The 16,190-nt window shown below is 68.4% G+C and carries 18 protein-coding genes; 12 read left to right on the forward strand and 6 right to left on the reverse strand.

The window, feature by feature from the left end; all coding sequences use genetic code 11:
- Positions 1-237: sugar phosphate isomerase/epimerase (locus tag C5E10_RS13815; protein WP_219820373.1), on the forward strand; the 237-nt coding region annotated here is incomplete at its 5' end.
- A 27-nt stretch (positions 238-264) separates the two neighbouring features.
- Here the strand turns inward: C5E10_RS13815 and C5E10_RS13820 are convergent.
- Positions 265-744: an Lrp/AsnC family transcriptional regulator gene (locus C5E10_RS13820; RefSeq protein ID WP_104332142.1), complete on the reverse strand. Its 480-nt coding sequence runs from the start codon at positions 742-744 to the stop codon at positions 265-267.
- A gap of 89 nt (positions 745-833) precedes the next feature.
- Between C5E10_RS13820 and C5E10_RS13825 the strand changes: the two genes are divergently transcribed.
- The 4 genes from C5E10_RS13825 to deoC all read left to right on the forward strand — a co-directional run bounded on the left by C5E10_RS13825 (position 834) and on the right by deoC (position 3,869).
- A complete protein-coding gene (locus C5E10_RS13825) occupies positions 834-1,451 on the forward strand; it encodes a YitT family protein (protein ID WP_104332143.1) in 618 nt (205 codons plus the stop codon).
- 592 nt (positions 1,452-2,043) lie between these two features.
- Entirely contained in the window at positions 2,044-2,694 is a 651-nt protein-coding gene (locus C5E10_RS13830; RefSeq protein WP_181062778.1) for a GNAT family N-acetyltransferase, read from the forward strand.
- 57 nt (positions 2,695-2,751) lie between these two features.
- Entirely contained in the window at positions 2,752-3,177 is a 426-nt protein-coding gene (locus C5E10_RS13835; RefSeq protein ID WP_104298057.1) for an organic hydroperoxide resistance protein, read from the forward strand.
- Positions 3,177-3,869, forward strand: coding sequence for a deoxyribose-phosphate aldolase (gene deoC, locus C5E10_RS13840; RefSeq protein ID WP_104332145.1), 693 nt, complete (start codon positions 3,177-3,179; stop codon positions 3,867-3,869). The genes C5E10_RS13835 and deoC overlap by 1 nt, the downstream gene beginning before the upstream one ends.
- 126 nt (positions 3,870-3,995) lie before the next feature.
- On the opposite strand, the gene C5E10_RS13845 is transcribed toward deoC, so the two are convergent.
- Positions 3,996-4,646, reverse strand: coding sequence for a GntR family transcriptional regulator (locus C5E10_RS13845; protein ID WP_104332146.1), 651 nt, complete (start codon positions 4,644-4,646; stop codon positions 3,996-3,998).
- Positions 4,647-4,657: 11 nt separating this feature from the next.
- A complete protein-coding gene (locus C5E10_RS13850; RefSeq protein ID WP_104332147.1) occupies positions 4,658-5,719 on the reverse strand; it encodes a cation diffusion facilitator family transporter in 1,062 nt (353 codons plus the stop codon).
- Positions 5,720-5,847: 128 nt separating this feature from the next.
- Here C5E10_RS13850 and C5E10_RS13855 point away from each other — a divergent pair, with 128 nt between their 5' ends.
- Positions 5,848-6,237 carry a chorismate mutase gene (locus C5E10_RS13855; protein ID WP_104332148.1) on the forward strand — a complete coding sequence of 130 codons (390 nt, stop codon included), beginning with the start codon at positions 5,848-5,850 and terminating at the stop codon, positions 6,235-6,237.
- A gap of 62 nt (positions 6,238-6,299) precedes the next feature.
- Here C5E10_RS13855 and C5E10_RS13860 read toward each other — a convergent pair whose 3' ends face one another.
- Positions 6,300-7,487 (reverse strand): MalY/PatB family protein, encoded by a 1,188-nt coding sequence (locus C5E10_RS13860; RefSeq protein ID WP_104332149.1) that lies wholly within the window; start codon positions 7,485-7,487, stop codon positions 6,300-6,302.
- 99 nt (positions 7,488-7,586) lie between these two features.
- Here C5E10_RS13860 and C5E10_RS13865 point away from each other — a divergent pair, with 99 nt between their 5' ends.
- Positions 7,587-8,888, forward strand: coding sequence for an O-acetylhomoserine aminocarboxypropyltransferase/cysteine synthase family protein (locus C5E10_RS13865; protein WP_258071144.1), 1,302 nt, complete (start codon positions 7,587-7,589; stop codon positions 8,886-8,888).
- A 276-nt stretch (positions 8,889-9,164) separates the two neighbouring features.
- On the opposite strand, the gene C5E10_RS13870 is transcribed toward C5E10_RS13865, so the two are convergent.
- The gene (locus C5E10_RS13870; protein WP_104332150.1) at positions 9,165-9,701 is read right to left on the reverse strand and encodes a CGNR zinc finger domain-containing protein; all 537 of its coding nucleotides are present in this window, start codon (positions 9,699-9,701) and stop codon (positions 9,165-9,167) included.
- A gap of 26 nt (positions 9,702-9,727) precedes the next feature.
- Between C5E10_RS13870 and C5E10_RS13875 the strand changes: the two genes are divergently transcribed.
- Positions 9,728-10,003, forward strand: a complete 276-nt coding sequence (locus tag C5E10_RS13875; protein ID WP_104332151.1) for a hypothetical protein — start codon at positions 9,728-9,730, stop codon at positions 10,001-10,003.
- A gap of 149 nt (positions 10,004-10,152) precedes the next feature.
- Entirely contained in the window at positions 10,153-10,620 is a 468-nt protein-coding gene (locus C5E10_RS13880) for a hypothetical protein (RefSeq protein WP_104332152.1), read from the forward strand.
- 290 nt (positions 10,621-10,910) lie between these two features.
- On the opposite strand, the gene C5E10_RS13885 is transcribed toward C5E10_RS13880, so the two are convergent.
- Positions 10,911-11,375 (reverse strand): DIP1984 family protein, encoded by a 465-nt coding sequence (locus C5E10_RS13885; protein WP_104240099.1) that lies wholly within the window; start codon positions 11,373-11,375, stop codon positions 10,911-10,913.
- A gap of 236 nt (positions 11,376-11,611) precedes the next feature.
- Here C5E10_RS13885 and C5E10_RS13890 point away from each other — a divergent pair, with 236 nt between their 5' ends.
- The 3 genes from C5E10_RS13890 (at position 11,612) to C5E10_RS13900 (ending at position 15,549) form a co-directional block, all read left to right on the forward strand.
- Positions 11,612-12,685 (forward strand): aminotransferase class V-fold PLP-dependent enzyme, encoded by a 1,074-nt coding sequence (locus C5E10_RS13890; RefSeq protein WP_104332153.1) that lies wholly within the window; start codon positions 11,612-11,614, stop codon positions 12,683-12,685.
- Positions 12,686-12,717: 32 nt separating this feature from the next.
- Complete coding sequence (locus C5E10_RS13895; protein WP_104332154.1) at positions 12,718-14,409, forward strand: threonine/serine exporter ThrE family protein; 1,692 nt, start codon at positions 12,718-12,720, stop codon at positions 14,407-14,409.
- Between the two features lie 99 nt (positions 14,410-14,508).
- A complete protein-coding gene (locus tag C5E10_RS13900; RefSeq protein ID WP_104332155.1) occupies positions 14,509-15,549 on the forward strand; it encodes an NAD(P)-dependent alcohol dehydrogenase in 1,041 nt (346 codons plus the stop codon).
- Positions 15,550-16,190: the final 641 nt, after the last annotated feature.

The following is a 16,190-nucleotide window of genomic DNA, read 5'->3' on the forward strand; positions in this document are numbered from 1 at the left end:
GACCCGCGGCGGGGTTGGGACTTCATCTCGACCGGGCACGGGGACGTGCCGTGGGAGGACTGCTTCCGCATGTTGAACGCGATCGGCTACGAGGGTCCGTTGTCGGTGGAGTGGGAGGACGCGGGCATGGACCGTCTCGTGGGTGCTCCCGAGGCGTTGGGGTTCGTGCGCAAGCTCTCGACGTATCGCCCATCGGAGGCGGCGTTCGACTCGGCCTTCTCCACGAAGCAGGACTAGCCAGCAAGCAGGACGAGTCAGCCCGGATTAGCCCTCTGCGAGGTCGTCGAGGATGAGGGAGAGCCGGTACGGCACGACCTCGGAGAGCGAGACGGTCGTGCTCGTCCGGGTGACCCCGGGCAGCTCGAGCATGGCGCGCGTCACTCGATGCAGGTCGCTGGTGTCCTTCGCGACGACACGCACCAGCAGGTCGGCATCGCCGGTCGTCGAGTGCACCTCCACGACCTGGGCCATCTCGCCGAGTCGCTCGTAGGCCTCGTCGGCGGCGTTCTGGCTGAGGGAGAGCGCGACGAAGGCCGTCAGCGGATAGCCGAGGGCGGCGGCGCTGAGGCGGGTGCTCTCCGGCGAGAGCATCCCCTCGTCGGCGAGCCTCGAGAGGCGAGCGTGCACGGTGTTCCGGGCGACGCCGAGCTCTCTCGAGAGGGCGAGCACGGAGGCGCCGGGGAGTCGGTCGAGCGTGCGGATGATGCGGGCGTCAAGGGCGTCGAAGCCGCGATGATTGGGCAAATATCCTCCTCCGGTGCGCGAGGCGTGCAAACTGCGCAGCCTGCGGAGCTTGTCTTGCGCAGACTACCCGCGGACGACATGCTCTGCGCATGCCTGAACTCGTCGCGCCTCCACGCCACCGTGCTCTCGACGACATCGCCGGCCTCGCCGTCGGAGTGCTGGTCATCTCGTTCGGGCTCTTCCTCCTCAAGTCGGGCGGCCTCGTCACGGGCGGGACCGCCGGCCTGGCGCTGCTGCTCGGGTACGTGCTGCCCGTTCCGTTCGGGGTCATCTTCGTCGTCGTGAACCTGCCGTTCTTCGCGCTCGCAGCTCGAGGCAAGGGCTGGCGGTTCGTCGTGAGGAGTCTCGTCTCGATCGCGCTCGTCTCCGTGTTGACCTCGCTGCACGCATCCATCGCGGGGGTGGGGCCTCTCGAGCTGCCTTCCGTCTACGCGGCGGTGCTCGGCAACGTCCTGTGCGGCGTCGGGCTGCTCATCCTGTTCAGACACAACTCGAGCCTCGGCGGATTCACCGTCGTCGCACTCGTCGCGCAGGAGAAGTTCGGCGTGCGGGCCGGCTACGTGCTGCTGGCACTCGACCTGCTGGTGGTGCTTGCCTCCTTCACCGTCCTCGACCCGTCGCAGGTGCTCATCTCGGCACTCGGGGCCGGGGTGCTGAGCCTCATCATCATGCTCAACCACCGGCCGGGCAGGTACCGGGCGTCTTGACCTCAGGTGCCCGTCGCGGGCCGTGCATGCAGTGATGGGCACCAATCTCCCCCGAGATTGGTGCCCATCGTCCCCTGCCGCGGTCGCCAGGTGAGGAGTGCAGTTGGGCGTCGTCCCCCGATGACGCCCACCCGAGTTGATTCGGGCTGCAGTTTCTCGAACCCGGCGTTACGCGCCGGCGAGGGGAGTATTTGGTTGCTCTCTGTTCCGTTTCGCATCTCGAACCGCAGCTCGAGGCCTCACGGATGTGGTGACTGTGCCGCCGAAGACGGCTTCACTTCCGTGAGGTTGCCCGGACGGTGCTCATTTCGCTCACCACATGAACGAAGCTAACACGGCGGTGGCGGATGAACGCGCGCATCGGGGGTCGCTAATGAACCGTTTAGTCCATTCGCATCGTCCACATGCCTTCTGGTCGGTGTGCTCGCGAATCGACGTCGGATCTGGGAATTCGCCGGGAACGCGAACGGCCGATCCAGCCAGCGAAAACGGAATCGGCATTCCGTGCCGCTGTCCTCGAACCTGCGTCGCACCTCACGGTGCTGGATGCGTCGGTGTCGATCGGTGTGCTCGGATCGTGTTTCATGAGGCTATGCATCTCGATCCCGCACAGGCACTCGAAGGCCGCCAGGTCTCTCTCCAGCCGGCGAGCGCGGCAGGCTGGTCGGAACTCGGCGATGTCCTCTGCGTGCCAGAGGTGTTCGCCTCCGGATGGGGTGGGGGTCCAGCTGGGATGCCCGACCGTCGAGACTGGGGTGACTGGGTGGAGAACTACACACCGGGGCCTCGGAGCGGCTGCACCTACGTCGTCAGAGTCAACGGCGGGCCGCAGCACGGGCGCGCCGTCGGCACGACGTCGATCGGTCGCGTCGACCTGGCCAGGGAGTCGGCGGAGATCGGGTGGACCGCCTACGCGCCAGCCGTGTGGGGGACTGTCGTGAACCCGGCCACGAAGCTGGTGCTCCTCGAACACCTCTTCGGGGTGGGCTTCGGGCGAGTCGAGTTCAGTGTCGACAACCGCAACGAACGTTCGCAGGCGGCGGTCGCCAAACTGGGCGCATCCCGGGAGGGGGTGCTGCGGCGGCACCAGGTCCGCGCGGACGGCACCTGGCGAGACACGGTCCGCTTCTCCGTCATCGAGTCTGAGTGGCCGGCAGTGCGCGAGCAGCTGCGTGCGCGCGTCGAGGCCGGGGCGGCGCTGGTGGGCGAGGCGGGTCCACTCGACGGAAGATCAGCCCGCTGAAAGAGATCGAGGAGCTCGCCTCAGCGTGTCCGTGAGCAGACGTGGTTCCATGGACCCATGACGACTCCTGTGTACACCGCAATTGCCCACGCTTCCGGTGGTGGCCGCGACGGCCACGTGCGTTCGGAAGACGACCGCATCGATCTCGACACGCGTCCCCCGAAGGAGATGGGTGGCAGCGGAGAGGGCACCAACCCTGAAGAGCTCTTCGCCGCCGGATACTCGGCCTGCTTCCTTGGCGCCTTCCACGCCGCAGGAAAGCAGCTCGGCAAGGACACGAAGGACGCCGCCGTCTCCACCTCGGTGGGAATCGGCAAGCGCGAGCCCACTGGCTTCGAGCTCTCGGTGGTCCACGACGTCTACGCGCCGAACCTGTCGAGCGAGGAGACCCAAGAGGTCGCTCGCATCGCGCACGAAGACATCTGCCCCTACTCGCACGCCACCCGCGGCAACGTCGACGTGCAGATCAACGTCGTCAGCTGATGACGGAGTTGAACGAACAGTCGCATCCGGATGACCGGGTCACGCGAGCCGAGCTCGCGGGCATCGTCGACCACACGCTGCTGAAGACCGACGCGACCCCGGGACAGGTGGCAGCCCTCCTCGAGGAGGCCAAGGCCCTGAAGGCGTTCTCCATCTGCGTCTCGCCCAACATGCTCCCCGTGCAGGGAGATCCGGGCGAGGTGAAGATCGCGACCGTCGTCGGGTTCCCCTCTGGGAAGCACCACTCTGCGATCAAGGCCGCAGAGGCGGCGAGGGCCGTCGCCGACGGTGCCGACGAGCTCGACATGGTCATCGACATCGGCATGCTCAAGGCTGGCCGGGCCGACCTCGTGCAGGCGGACGTCGCCGCGGTCCGAGAGGCAGCCCCTTCCGCACTCCTCAAGGTCATCATCGAGTCCGCAGCGCTGACCGACGACGAGATCGTCGCGGCCTGCCAGGCTTCCGAGGCTGCGGGGGCCGACTACGTGAAGACGTCGACGGGCTTCTCTGCCGCTGGTGGAGCATCCACCCATGCCGTCGCGCTCATGCGCGCCACCGTTGGCGAACGGCTCGGCGTGAAGGCGTCCGGCGGTATCCGCTCGACGGCGGATGCGCTTGCCATGGTCGAAGCCGGCGCCTCACGCCTCGGCCTCTCCGGAACGGCAGCTGTGCTGGACGGCCTCAGCAGCTAGAAAACCGGCCTTCCGGGTTCCCATTCGGCGGCCCGGAACGCTGAACGTGCGAGGAACGCATGCCCTCAGGGCATGCGTTCTTCGTCGCTGTGCCTCGAGCTCGCGCGCTGGTCAGGCTGCGCTCGTTCAGGCGGTGCGTGGCGTGAGGTGCCGGTGCACGGCCTCATGGATGCCCTCGATGTCGCCCTGCTCGGTGAGGCGCACCAGTTCTTCGTGGTGGGTGCTGAAGTCACCGAGCGCGGGGTGCGCGCCGACTGCGTGCGAGGTGCAGATGAGCGACTCGGTCGCGATGGTCGAGTACGCCCGGGAGAGGCGCGAGTTGCCTGCGCTCTCCACGAATCTCCGGTGGAAGGCGTGGTCGAGGCGGAGTGCTCGGACCTCGTCGCCGGCATCGGCGGCCTCGTGCAGCTCCGCCACGACGGAGGACAGGGCTGAGGCGATGCTCGCCCGCTCGGCGGAGGGCTTGGCCGCGATGACAGCGGCGGCCGCGCACTCGAGCACCTCCCTGGCCGCGAAGATCTCCGCGGCGTCCTCGTCGGTGAGCTCGCGGACGAAGACGCCACGATTGCGGCGGCTCTCGAGCAGGCCCTCCTGGACGAGTCGCTGCAGGGCCTCACGGACCGGCCCGCGCGAGACCTCGTAGTCAGCGGCGATGCGCGCCTCGTTCAGTTGCGCACCTGGCGCGAACGAGCCGTCGATGACCTGCTCTCGGAGATGGTCGGCGATGATCGCCGAGGTCTGCTGGCTCTGGAGGCCAAGCGTGGCTGCTGCGCTCATGGGGTGCGTCCTCAGCTGTGGAGCTGGCCCGAGTGGGCCGCGTGGTCGACATGGGTGGCCGGCTCGACCTGGAAGGTGCTGTGGCTCGTCTCGAAATGCTCCTTGAGGCACGCGTCGAGCTCGCACAGCACCGCGTCGAGGCCCCGCTCGTCGAGCGTCTCCGGGGCGACGACGACGTGAGCGGAGAACATGGGGACGCCGGAAGTGATGGTCCACGCGTGCACGTCGTGCACATCCACGACCCCAGGCACGGACCGGAGGTGCCTGCGAGTCGCGTCGAGGTCGACGTTCTTCGGGGTGGCTTCCATGAGCACGTCCACGACCTCGCGGAGCAGGCTGATGGCCCTCGGGAAGATGAGGACGGCGATGAGGATCGACGCGATCTGGTCGGCGACCATCCACCCCGTCACCCAGATGACGATGGCCGCGATGATGACGGCCACCGAGCCGAGGAGATCGCCGAGGACCTCAAGGTACGCGCCGCGCACGTTGAGGCTCTCCTTCTGGCCCGATCGCAGCACGAGGAGCGAGACGAGGTTCGCGACGGCGCCGATGACCGCCGCGGCGAGCATGATGCCGGACTCGACCTCGACCTCCTGCCCGAATCGGCGGATCGCCTCGATGAAGATCGTGACGGCGATGACGCCGAGGATGAGTCCGTTGATGAGTGCCGCCAGTACCTCCGCTCGCTGGAAGCCGAAGGTGCGGCGGGAGGATGCGGGGAGTGTCGCCACGTAGCTGGCGAGGAGCGCGACGGTGACGCCGGCCGCGTCCGTGAGCATGTGGCCGGCGTCGGCGAGCAGGGAGAGCGAGTTCGAGGCGAAGGCTCCGACGATCTGCACGAGGAAGACGCTCGCCGTGATGGCGAGGACGATGATGAGCTTCTTGCGGTGCTTGCCCGTGGCCGTCGTGTGGTCACCGAGCCCGTGGCTGTGCCCGTGGTCCTCGTGGAGCTCGGAGGAGCGTTCGACGCACGGATGCGTCGGGCTGAAGGCCTCGCCGCCGTCGTGGTCGTGCGCCGGCTGATCGCCGTCGTGGCGGTGGCCCTCGGCAGGCTCGGTGGGGTTCGACATGTGTCCAGGCTAGCCCGGCTGTCGATTGTTGACAATCTTCAATCCTGGGACGGTGGCGGGGAGTATCGGTCCCGAGCCACGCCTGGCGCGTATTTCTCGCGACACGGAGCCAGCGCTAGGCTCCTGGCATGTCCTCATCGAGCGAAGCCCCCGCAGTCAGGAACGAGCACGTCGATGGCGTCGAGTCCCCCGCATCCGCTCGCGACGTGCAGGTCCAGCACACGTCGGACGACGCAGCGCTGCGCCGGCTGACCTCGATTCGCGGCAGCATCGACAACATCGATGCCGCGCTGGTGCACATGCTCGCCGAGCGCTTCAAATTCACGACCCTCGTCGGCGAGCTGAAGGCGGAGCACGGCCTGCCACCCGCAGATCCCGACCGTGAGCGACGCCAGATCCTCCGCCTTCGCCAGCTCGCGGAGGAGGCGCACCTCGACCCCGAGTTCGCGGAGACGTTCATCAACTTCGTCATCGCCGAGGTGATCCGCCACCACGAACGCATCGCCGAGCAGAACTAGGCGATCGGCCCGCCCGCCTTCCCGCTTCCGGCTTTCGGCTTCCTGGGGAAGGCGCGGGCGCCCTAGCGGGTCGCGAGAGCGTCGGCCATGCGCCGGATGATCTCCTCGATCACCGGCTTCGGGGTGGCGAACACGATGCGCACGTACTGTTCGAAACCGGACCCGCAGGACGCGCCTGCGGTCAGGGTGACGCCGGCGTTGTCGAGGAAGAACTTCGCGGGTGAGCCATCGATGCCGAGGGCTGACACGTCGAGCCAGGCCACGTAGGTCGATTCGGGCACGATGGCGCGCACGCCGGGCAGGAGTTCGGCAACCAGCCGGAAGAGCAGGTCGCGGTTCTCGACGAGCGCCGCGTTCACCTCGTCGAGCCAGCCGTCGCTGTCGCTGTACGCGGCCTCGGCGGCGAACGCACCCAGGATCGACGAGCCCCACACGACTCCGAAGCCGAACGTGCGGTAGTGCTCGAGGTCGTCGTCGTTGGTGAAGATGATCTGCGCGGACTTCAGGCCCGCGACGTTCCACGCCTTCGAGGCCGCCGTCGAGGTCACCGAGTGGCGGGCCGCTTCGGCCGAGACGGACGCGTACGGGATGTGCTGCGGCCCGTCGAGGGTGAGCGGCGCCCAGATCTCGTCCGCGAAGACGCGGCCGCCGCCGCGCTCGACGATGTCGGCGAGGCGGAGCAGCTCGTCTCTCGTGTAGACGGCGCCCGTCGGGTTATGCGGGTTGACGAGCACCACGTTGGCCGGCCCGTTCGCGAAGGCACGCTCGATGCCCTCGAAGTCGAGCGTCCAGCGCTCGTCTTCGATCACTCCCGCCACCTCGATCGTCTCGCGCCCCTGCAACGCGTCGGTCACGAGGAACGGCATGTACGCGGGCGTCGGCACGATGATCGGGGAGTCCGGAGCCGTGAAATGGCGGACGAACACGTCGAAGGCGCCCATGACATCGGCGATGTGGTGGATGCGCTCGGGCTCCACCGCCCAGCCGTAGCGTCGCTCGAAGAACGCGGATGCGGCCGTCGCCGTGCGCGCCCAGGTGGGTGGGGCGAGGTAGCCGAGCTCGTCCTTCTCGACGGCTCCGAGGATCGCCTGCCGCACGTTCGACGCCGTCCCGAAGTCCATCTCCGCGACCCACGCGCCGATGGTGCCCTCGTTGAGGCTCCACTTTCGGCTGTCGGGGCGGGCCAGCTCCGCGCGGGTGACGGCGTCGAAGCGCCTCGTGGTCTCGGTGCTGCTTGTCGGCGAGGGCATGTGGGAAACGTAACCACGCAAACGCTCGAGCCCCCTCGCGTATTTCCAAAGGTTTCGCCGCGGCTCCACAAGCTGACGCGAGTTCCGTACGTTGACCCTGTGGCCATTGAAGAGCGAAACGAACAGACCTTTGCGACCAGGCAGATCCACGCCGGCGCGGTCGTCGACAGCGACGTCGGCGCACGCGTGACCCCGATCTACCAGAGCGCCGGGTACGTCTTCCCGTCCTACGACGAGGCCGAGGCCCGATTCTCCGGAGAGAGCGTCGGGCGCGCCTATTCGCGCGGCGACAACCCGACGAACGTCGTCGCGGGGAAGCGCATCGCGAACCTTGAAGGCGGGCGGAACGGGCTCGTCGTGTCGAGCGGGCAGGCGGCCATCGCCATGACCCTGTTCTCGCTGGCCGCCTCCGGTGACCACATCCTCTCGACGGCGAGCCTCTACGGGGGCACCCGGCAGCTGTTCGACGGCAGCCTCACCCGGCAGGGCCTGAACTTCGAGTTCCTCCGCGCGGATGCGAGCGAGGAGGAGTGGCTCGCGCGCATCCGCCCCGAGACTCGGGCCGTGTACACGGAGTCGATCCCCAACCCGAAGAACGACGTCGTCGACCTCGAGCTGCTCGGGCGTGTAGCCGCCAAGGCCGGGGTGCCGCTCATCGTCGACAACACGGTCGCGACCCCCTACCTCTGTCGCCCCATCGAGTGGGGCGCCGACATCGTCATCCATTCCACCTCGAAGTGGCTCTCGGGTCATGGCTCGGTCATCGGCGGCGTCATCGTCGACGCAGGGAAGTTCGACTGGGCTGCCAACTCCGAGCGGTTCCCGCACTTCACGAAGGGGTCGTTCGAGGGGGCCCCGTCGTTCATCGAGCGCTACGGCGCCGACACGTTCATGAGCTACGTGAAGTCGGTCACGGTTCTCGACTACGGACCCACGGTGCCGCCGACGAGCACGTTCCTGCTGCTGCACGGCATCGAGACGCTCTCGTTGCGCATGGAGCGCCACGTCGCGAACGCGCAGCGCGTCGCCGAATGGCTGGAGGCTCGACCCGAGGTCGCCTCGGTCGACTACTCGGGGCTGCCATCGAACGAGTACCACACCCTCGCCCAGAAGTACCTGCCGGACGGTGCTGGCTCCGTCGTCTCGTTCGACCTTCCCGGTGGCCCGGATGCGGCGCGCAAGTTCGTGGAGGCCCTCGACTTGGTCAGCCACATGACGCATATCGGCGACGTGCGATCGCTGGCGCTGCACATGGAGTCGACGATCTTCAAGCGCTCCTCGCAGGAGCAGCGTGACGAGGCCGGTGTGACTCCAGGACTCATCCGCCTGTCGATCGGCATCGAGGGGATCGAGGACATCCTCGCCGACCTCGAGCGCGGCCTCGAGGCGACGCGGTCCTAGCAGGCGCGGCCCTAGGCTGCACGGTCCTGGGCGGCATGACCTCTGCCTGGCGCGGCCCTGGGTGGGACGGCTCCGGGTCGTCGGCGTCGCGCGCGTGCGGCTCGCGCCGGGTGAGCTTGCGGGGTTTCTGCGTTCCTGATGGGTTTTGGCGCTGGGCGTGATGGGTTTCGGTGACTGGTCATGGGTTTTTTCCCATCACGGTCGCGGAAACCCATCACGCGCATCCGGGTATCTCGCAGGTGCCCCGGGAGAGGAGCGTGCAGGATGCGGATGCGCTCACCGCGCCGCGCGAGCCCGGTGCCGGCGGACTGCGGCCCGGTTGGCGCAGCGCACCGAGCAGTACCGTTGGCGCCCGTTGCGGGTGACGTCGACGACCACGTTGCGGCACGCATCGCCCTCGTCGAGGCCGGCCGCGCACCGGCCGAGGCGGTGCATGCCTCGCGTCGTGAGGTGCAGGGCGGTGCCGACGGTGATGACGGCGAGCAGTATGTCCGGCAGCGACATGTTCCAGTCGCGGTAGTGGAGGTGCCAGCCTTCGTTGTCGTGGTTGGTGAGGCGCGGATAGGCGGTCGCCGAGGCCATGAGGGTGTTGAGGACCTCGGCGCGCAGTTCGTCACTCGGGGCATCCACGACTCCGAGCCACTCGTCGATCACGGCTCGGGTGCGCGCGTGGTCCTCGGCTTCTGGCGGAAAGGGCATGGTCATCCCGTGCTCTCGGGTGCGAGCGAGGAGCGCGGGGCGGTCCGCTGGCCAGTCGTTGGCCAGTGAAGCGGCCAGGACGACGGCGTACTCACCGTAAGGGTTGAGATGCATAAGGCTATTACACCAGGCTCGATGGCATGAAGAAACTCACGCCAGCAGATGACTTCGCCACGCGCCCCATCGCGCTCCCCACCGCCGTGCAGGCGCCCACCCAAGCAGTCGCCGACAGTGGGTCGACGTGCGTCGAGCACGGGTGGGTCACCGCATCCCGGCACGCGACGTCGCTCGGCACGATCATCTACAGCGCCTGCGCGAGCTGTGGCACGCACCGGGCGGAACTCCTCGAGCCGCGCGACTTCTTTCCCACGCCCATCTCTCACGGGGTCGGCGCGCGCCCCGTAGATCGCTCCTAGGCTCGGGGAGGTGCCGTGGAGGGCGGGCGCCGTCCGGATGCCCGGAGTCACATGCACGGCCACGGATGCGTCACATCCATCTCTCGGATGACGAAGTTCACCACTTCGGATGACGCGATAGACCCGGTCCAACAAGTAGTGTCGCTCACGTGCACCCCCGTCGAGCACTGACCTTCGTCGCCCTCAGCGTGCTCTCCGTGACCTCGCTGTCTGCCTGCGCGACCCCTGATCCTGTGCGCCTGGTCGATCACCTCACGGTCAACGAGCTCTCGGCCACGATGGAGATCGACGAGCTGCTCCCCGAGGACGCGAGCGCGTTTGTGCTCGGCTGCCCGTACAGCGATGTCGATGCGCTCGCTGCGAGTTCGGGCATCGACCGCGAGCTGTTCCGCGTCGGCGACCGCGACCTGCCGGGCCTGACGACCGACGGCCCGGTTGCGCTGCTGCCCGTCATCGACGGCAAGGTGCGCCCCGGTGTTTCCTACGATACGCAGCACGTGTCGATGTGCGGAACCCACAACGAGGCGATCATCGACCGCGGATCGACGCTCACCTTCGCGCAGGACGGCTACGGGCAGTGGTTCGCCGTATCGGTGCTGCCGAGCGAGCAGGCGTAGCGCGCACGAGGCGCCGCCAAACCCCGCGGGCACTCGCAAGATGCGGTCCGCCATCTTGGCGCGGTGAGGTCCCCGATCCCGCCCTCGGCGTCCGGCCAGCACATGGTGATGAGGTGTCCTACGTGCACGGTTCCCGGTGAGGGATGCTGGGCTGAGGTGTGACGGCCGAAGCCGAGACGCTGCCCACCGCGTCGACAGGTGGACTGGAAACCGCCAGCCCTCGGTGTGTGCTCGCGCCGTTCGCCTACCGACTCACCGCCGCAGTCTTCCCGTGTTCGCTCCGTCGGCGGCTACGCCTCGAGGAGCTCCACCTCCCAGTTCGTGCGCTGGATGACGACGTCCAGCTCGCGGAGCGCCTGCGCGACCCCGTCGGCCTTGGCTCGCACGTCACGCACCGGCAGGGCGGACATCTGCCGCAGCTCGCTGCGCATCTGCCGCTGTCCCCACGACCCGGCCGCCGCATCCGCTGCCCGTACCAGGATGCTGTGCTGCGTGCGCAGCGTCTCCCGCGCCGCGAGCAGCGCCGTGATCGTGCGCCCATCTTCCGTGGGCGCGGTCGCGTTGGTGATGTTGATCGACGTCACGAGACGCTCCAGCTGCAGGAGGCGAGTCGCGCACTCCTCGAGCAGCTCACTGGCGTCTTCGGTCGGCTGCTCACCCTCCTGATAGGAGGCGTTCGCGACGATGCGAGCTTGCAGCGACTCGACGCGCTTCTGCAGATCAGCGCGCTCCAGGAGCGCTTCGGCGAGTTTCATGTGCTCACGATCTCACGTCGTTGCTGGCTCGATGATGGCAGCGCCGAAGATCCAGCTCTCAGCTCTCAGCTCTCAGCTCTCAGCGGTCGTGGTGACGGAGACGGGGCCGGAGACGCCCGTGTCGGGGCCTGGAAGCCGGTCATGCGATCAAACTATTGGGGAGCGGCCGAAGGCGCCAGCCCCCAGTTGCGGACGTCGGCTCGGCGCGCCCCAACCCCGGTCGCTAGCCTGGCGACATGTCCTGGATCCACGCAGCCGCCTTCTCGGCAGAGCCCCTCTACCTGAACACCGCGTCGATGGGGCTGCCGCCGAAGGCGACGACGGATGCGCTCACCCGGGAGATCGCAGGCTGGAGCGCGGGGCGCCGACAGGCGAACGACTACGACCCCACGGTCGTTCGATCGCGGCAGCTCTACGCGGAGCTCGTGCACGTGCCCACCTCGTGGGTGGCGATCGGCAACCAGGTCTCGCCCCTCGTCGGGCTCATCGCAGCCTCAGTTCCGGACGGCGCCGAGGTGCTCTTCGCAGAGAACGACTTCACGAGCGTCAGCTTCCCTTTCGCGGCCCACGCCGACCGTGGCCTCAGGCTGCGCGAGGTGCCCGTGCACACCCTCGCCGAGGAGATCGGCTCGGACACGGCCTGGGTCGTCGTCTCGGCGGTGCAGTCCTCGACGGGCGCCCTCGCCGACCTCGATGCCATCGAAGCTGCGGCGAACAAGCACGGGGCGCGCACCCTCATCGACCTCACGCAGTCCGCCGGGTGGAACGACGTCGACGCGAGCCGTTTCGACGCGACCGTGTGCGCCGCCTACAAGTGGCTGCTGTGCCCGCGAGGCACCGCCTTCCTGACGCTCGACCCGGAACTGCACGACAGCATCCGCCCGCTCGCCGCGAACTGGTACGCAGGTGAGGACCCGTGGTCGAGCATCTACGGGCTGCCGCTGCGGCTCGCAGCGGATGCGCGACGCTTCGACGTCTCGCCCGCCTGGCACGCATGGGTCGGCACCGAGGCCTCGCTCGAGTTCCTCCTTGGCGTGGGGGCGCCGGAACTGGAAGCGCACGCGCTCGAGGTGAGCGCCACGTTTGCGTCGGCGGCGGGACTCCCGGATGCTCGCTCCGCGATCCTCGCGCTCGCCCCCGTCGAGGGCGCAGGCAAGCAGATCAAGGACACGCTCGAGCGACTCGACGTGATGGCCGCCAACCGCGCCGGTAACTTGCGGCTGTCCTTCCACGCGCACAACACCGCCGACGAAGTCGAGCCGCTCGGCGAGGCGCTGAGAGGCCTCGTGCACATCGTCTCCGGACGCTGACGCGGCCCCTCCCGCGCAATTAGACTCCGGCCGTGCGCGGTAAGAACTTCTTCGACAACCTGGCCAGGAAGGTCGGCGGGAAAACCCCGTCGACGACCATCGGGCGCCGCGCGCAGCGTGCCCTGCTCGCCGAACGCAGCATCCGCGAGGTGCTCGAGCTGGCCGTGCGGGTCGGCGAGACGATGCTCGCGCTCGGTGCCTCCGCGACGGACGTGACGGATGCGATCCGCCGCACCACGAAGGCGTTCGGCGTCGACTGCCAGATCGACCTCACCTTCACGTCGATCCTGGTCGTCCACGACGGCGCGAACGACGGCGCGGGCATCAGCCTGCTGCGCGTCGTCAACAGCCGCCTCCCCGACTACGACCGCCTCACCCGGGTCATGGAGCTGTCGCGCGAGATCGCGGCCGACCCCAACGACATCGACGTCGCCGAGACGATCGACGACCCGGCAAAGCTGGAGGAGGCCCTGAAGCAGCTCGAGTCGTTCCACCAGCGCCTCGACGAGATCCTCGTCGCCCCGCAGCGCTTCCGCCGGTCGATGGTCACCGTGTGGCTCGCGCTCATGGCCGGCGGTGTCGGCTTCCTGCTCGGCGGCGGGCCGCTCGTCTGCCTGCTCTCGGCGGCCACGACCGTGATCGTCGACCTCGTCCTCCAAGCGCTTGGCCGCTGGGGGCTTCCCGCCTTCTTCCTGCAGATCGCGGGAGCGGCGATCGCGACGGGCGTGGCCGTTGGCCTGCTCGCGTTGCGTCCGGTGCTGCCCGTCGACTTCGCTGCGCTCCCGCCGGCGCTTGTCGTCGCGTCCGGGCTTGTCGTCCTCCTCGCCGGGATGTCGTTCGTTGGCGCTGCGGACGATGCCATCAACGGCTTCCCCATCACGGCGATGGGCCGGCTGCTCGAAGTGGTGCTGCTCACGCTCGGCCTCATCGTCGGCATCGCCATCGTGCTCGACGTCGCGCGGGGTCTCGGCATCGACCTGCGCCTCGTCGAGCGATCCGTGCAGCCCTGGCCATCGGCCGTGCAGGTCGTCGGCGCCGCCATCGCAGCCGCGGCGTGGGCGCTCGCATCCTATGCAACCGTGCGCACTGCCCTGGTCGCCATGGTGTTCGGCGGAATCGCGTACCTCGGCTACGACATCCTCGTGACGGCCGGAACAGAGCCGCTCGTCGCGACCGCCGTGCCCGCCCTCATCATCGGCGTCCTCGGCGAAGGCCTCTCACGCAAGCTGCACATCCCCGCCACCATCACCACCGTCTGCGGCACGGTGCCCCTGCTTCCAGGATTGGCCATCTACCAGGGGATGCTCGACATCACGTCGAGCTCCTCCTCGGACGACGGCGTGCTGCGACTCGTGCAGGCGGGCTCCATCGGCATCGGCATCGCCGGCGGCGTCACCCTGGGGCGGTTCCTCGCCCGGCAGTTCCGGCGTCGTCGCGCGGCGCCGCGCGAGGCGAGGGTCATGTCGAAGCGACAGTTCCGAGGAACCGCGACCGCCGGTCCTGAGACACGCGCCATGTACGTCATCCCCGACGAGGTCGCCGTCGGGCTCGAGACCGGGATGCTGCGCATCGTCTCGGTCGACGAGGTCGTGGATGCGGTGACGGGCGCCGCCGCGAAGGGTCCAGACGCGCCAGCGGCGCCAGCCCAGCCGGACGAGACGGTGCGGCCGACGCACCCCAACGTCGCGCTCAAGCGCGGTGACCTGAACGCTCGCGGAGAGTGACGGTCGGGGGTGAGGCATAGAGTCTCCTCGGTCCCGCCTTGCTCTGAGAACCGGAGCAGGCGAGCGAACGACCTCCACGCACATCCCGAAGGAGCACGAATGACGACCGCGAAGGCCTACGCCGCCCCCTCAGCAACCGAACCGCTCGAGTCCATCACCATCGAGCGCCGCGACGTCGGCGCGAACGACGTGCTCATCGACATCGCCTACTCGGGCATCTGCCACTCCGACATCCACACCGTGCGCGGCGAATGGGGCCAGGTTCCCTACCCGCTCGCCCCCGGCCACGAGATCGTGGGCACGGTTGCCGAGGTCGGCTCCGGCGTCACGAAGCACAAGGTCGGCGACCGCGTCGGCGTGGGCTGCATGGTCAACTCGTGCCGCGAGTGCGACAACTGCAAGGCCGGCTCCGAGCAGTACTGCACCAACGGCAACGTCATGACGTACGGCGGCAAGGACCGCGACGGCAGCATCACGCAGGGCGGATACGCGACGAACGTCGTCGTCGACGCCGACTTCGTGCTCAGCGTGCCGGAGAGCATCCCGTACGAGAAGGCCGCCCCGCTGCTCTGCGCCGGTGTCACGACGTACTCCCCGCTTGCCCACTGGAATGCAGGACCCGGCAAGAAGGTCGCCGTCGTCGGCATGGGCGGCCTCGGCCACATGGCCGTGAAGATCGCCGTCGCCATGGGCGCCGAGGTCACCGTGCTCTCGCAGACCCTCAGCAAGCAGGAAGACGGGCTGCGCTTCGGAGCGAAGCACTACTACGCGACGAGCGACGAGGCCACGTTCTCGGAGCTGCGGAACACGTTCGACCTCATCATCAACACGGTGAGCGCGAACCTCGAGATCGACCAGTACCTCAACCTGCTGACGCTCGACGGCACCATGGTCTACGTCGGTGCGCCGGCCGAGCCGATCCCCGTGCGCGCGTTCACGCTCTTCAACAACCGCCGCTCCTTCGCAGGATCGACGATCGGGAGCATCCGCGAGACGCAGGAGATGCTCGACTTCTGCGCCGAGCACGACATCGCGCCGGAGATCGAGCTCATCGACGCCGCGCAGATCAACGAGGCCTACGAGCGCGTTCTCAAGTCGGACGTGCGCTACCGCTTCGTGATCGACGCCGCAACGTTCTAGCAGTCGTCTCGAGAGGGCTGGTCGCGGCGTTCGCCCGGCCAGCCCTCCGTCGATTCCGGGCGGGTGGCGCGGAGTCTCGGGCTGGGGAAGTCACTTTGTGCTGGGGATGTTCCAGCAACGAAGTGATTTCTCCATCCCGAGACTTTCGAGGGCTCCGAGACCCCGGGGCTCCGGGATCCCGGGACTATGGGACTCGGGGACTCGGGGGCTCCAGGGACTTGGGTTCCTGGACTCTGCGGTGGCAGCGTCGGCAGTCGGTGGCGGCGCTCGGCGGCGGCGGTGTCGGGGTCGGGGCGTCGTGCTGGCGGCTGACCTCGGGCGGGGATGTGGTCTGGGCGCGTGCCGTGAGGTCTCGGGCTGGGGAAGTCACTTCGTGCTGGGGATGTTCCTGCAACGAAGTGACTTTCCCAGCCTGAGATTCTTGCGGGCTCCGCGACTTTGGAGTTCCGGGACCCCAGGACTCGGGGGCTCCAGGACATTTGGGGTTCCTGGACTCGGCGGTGGCAGCGTCGGCGGTCGGCGGTCGGCGGCGGTGTCGAAGTCTGGGGGCGCCAGCGGCTGCTGCGCGTGGGCGGGGATGTGGTCTCGGGCGCGTGGCGCGGAGTCTTGGGATGGGAAGGTCACTTGGTGCTGGGGATGTT

Origin of the sequence: Pseudoclavibacter sp. RFBG4 (genome assembly GCF_002931515.1) — a bacterium.
In the GTDB taxonomy this organism is placed as follows: Bacteria; Actinomycetota; Actinomycetes; order Actinomycetales; family Microbacteriaceae; genus Pseudoclavibacter.

Excerpts from the sequence above, each read along its gene's own strand:
- C5E10_RS13825 (WP_104332143.1), top strand. The coding sequence starts at position 834 with ATGCCTGAACTCGTCGCGCCTCCACGCCACCGTGCTCTCGACGACATC.
- C5E10_RS13830 (WP_181062778.1), top strand. The coding sequence starts at position 2,044 with ATGCATCTCGATCCCGCACAGGCACTCGAAGGCCGCCAGGTCTCTCTC.
- C5E10_RS13835 (WP_104298057.1), top strand. The coding sequence starts at position 2,752 with ATGACGACTCCTGTGTACACCGCAATTGCCCACGCTTCCGGTGGTGGC.
- deoC (WP_104332145.1), top strand. The coding sequence starts at position 3,177 with ATGACGGAGTTGAACGAACAGTCGCATCCGGATGACCGGGTCACGCGA.
- C5E10_RS13845 (WP_104332146.1), bottom strand. The coding sequence starts at position 4,646 with ATGAGCGCAGCAGCCACGCTTGGCCTCCAGAGCCAGCAGACCTCGGCG.
- C5E10_RS13850 (WP_104332147.1), bottom strand. The coding sequence starts at position 5,719 with ATGTCGAACCCCACCGAGCCTGCCGAGGGCCACCGCCACGACGGCGAT.
- C5E10_RS13855 (WP_104332148.1), top strand. The coding sequence starts at position 5,848 with ATGTCCTCATCGAGCGAAGCCCCCGCAGTCAGGAACGAGCACGTCGAT.
- C5E10_RS13860 (WP_104332149.1), bottom strand. The coding sequence starts at position 7,487 with ATGCCCTCGCCGACAAGCAGCACCGAGACCACGAGGCGCTTCGACGCC.
- C5E10_RS13870 (WP_104332150.1), bottom strand. The coding sequence starts at position 9,701 with ATGCATCTCAACCCTTACGGTGAGTACGCCGTCGTCCTGGCCGCTTCA.
- C5E10_RS13875 (WP_104332151.1), top strand. The coding sequence starts at position 9,728 with ATGAAGAAACTCACGCCAGCAGATGACTTCGCCACGCGCCCCATCGCG.
- C5E10_RS13885 (WP_104240099.1), bottom strand. The coding sequence starts at position 11,375 with ATGAAACTCGCCGAAGCGCTCCTGGAGCGCGCTGATCTGCAGAAGCGC.
- C5E10_RS13890 (WP_104332153.1), top strand. The coding sequence starts at position 11,612 with ATGTCCTGGATCCACGCAGCCGCCTTCTCGGCAGAGCCCCTCTACCTG.
- C5E10_RS13900 (WP_104332155.1), top strand. The coding sequence starts at position 14,509 with ATGACGACCGCGAAGGCCTACGCCGCCCCCTCAGCAACCGAACCGCTC.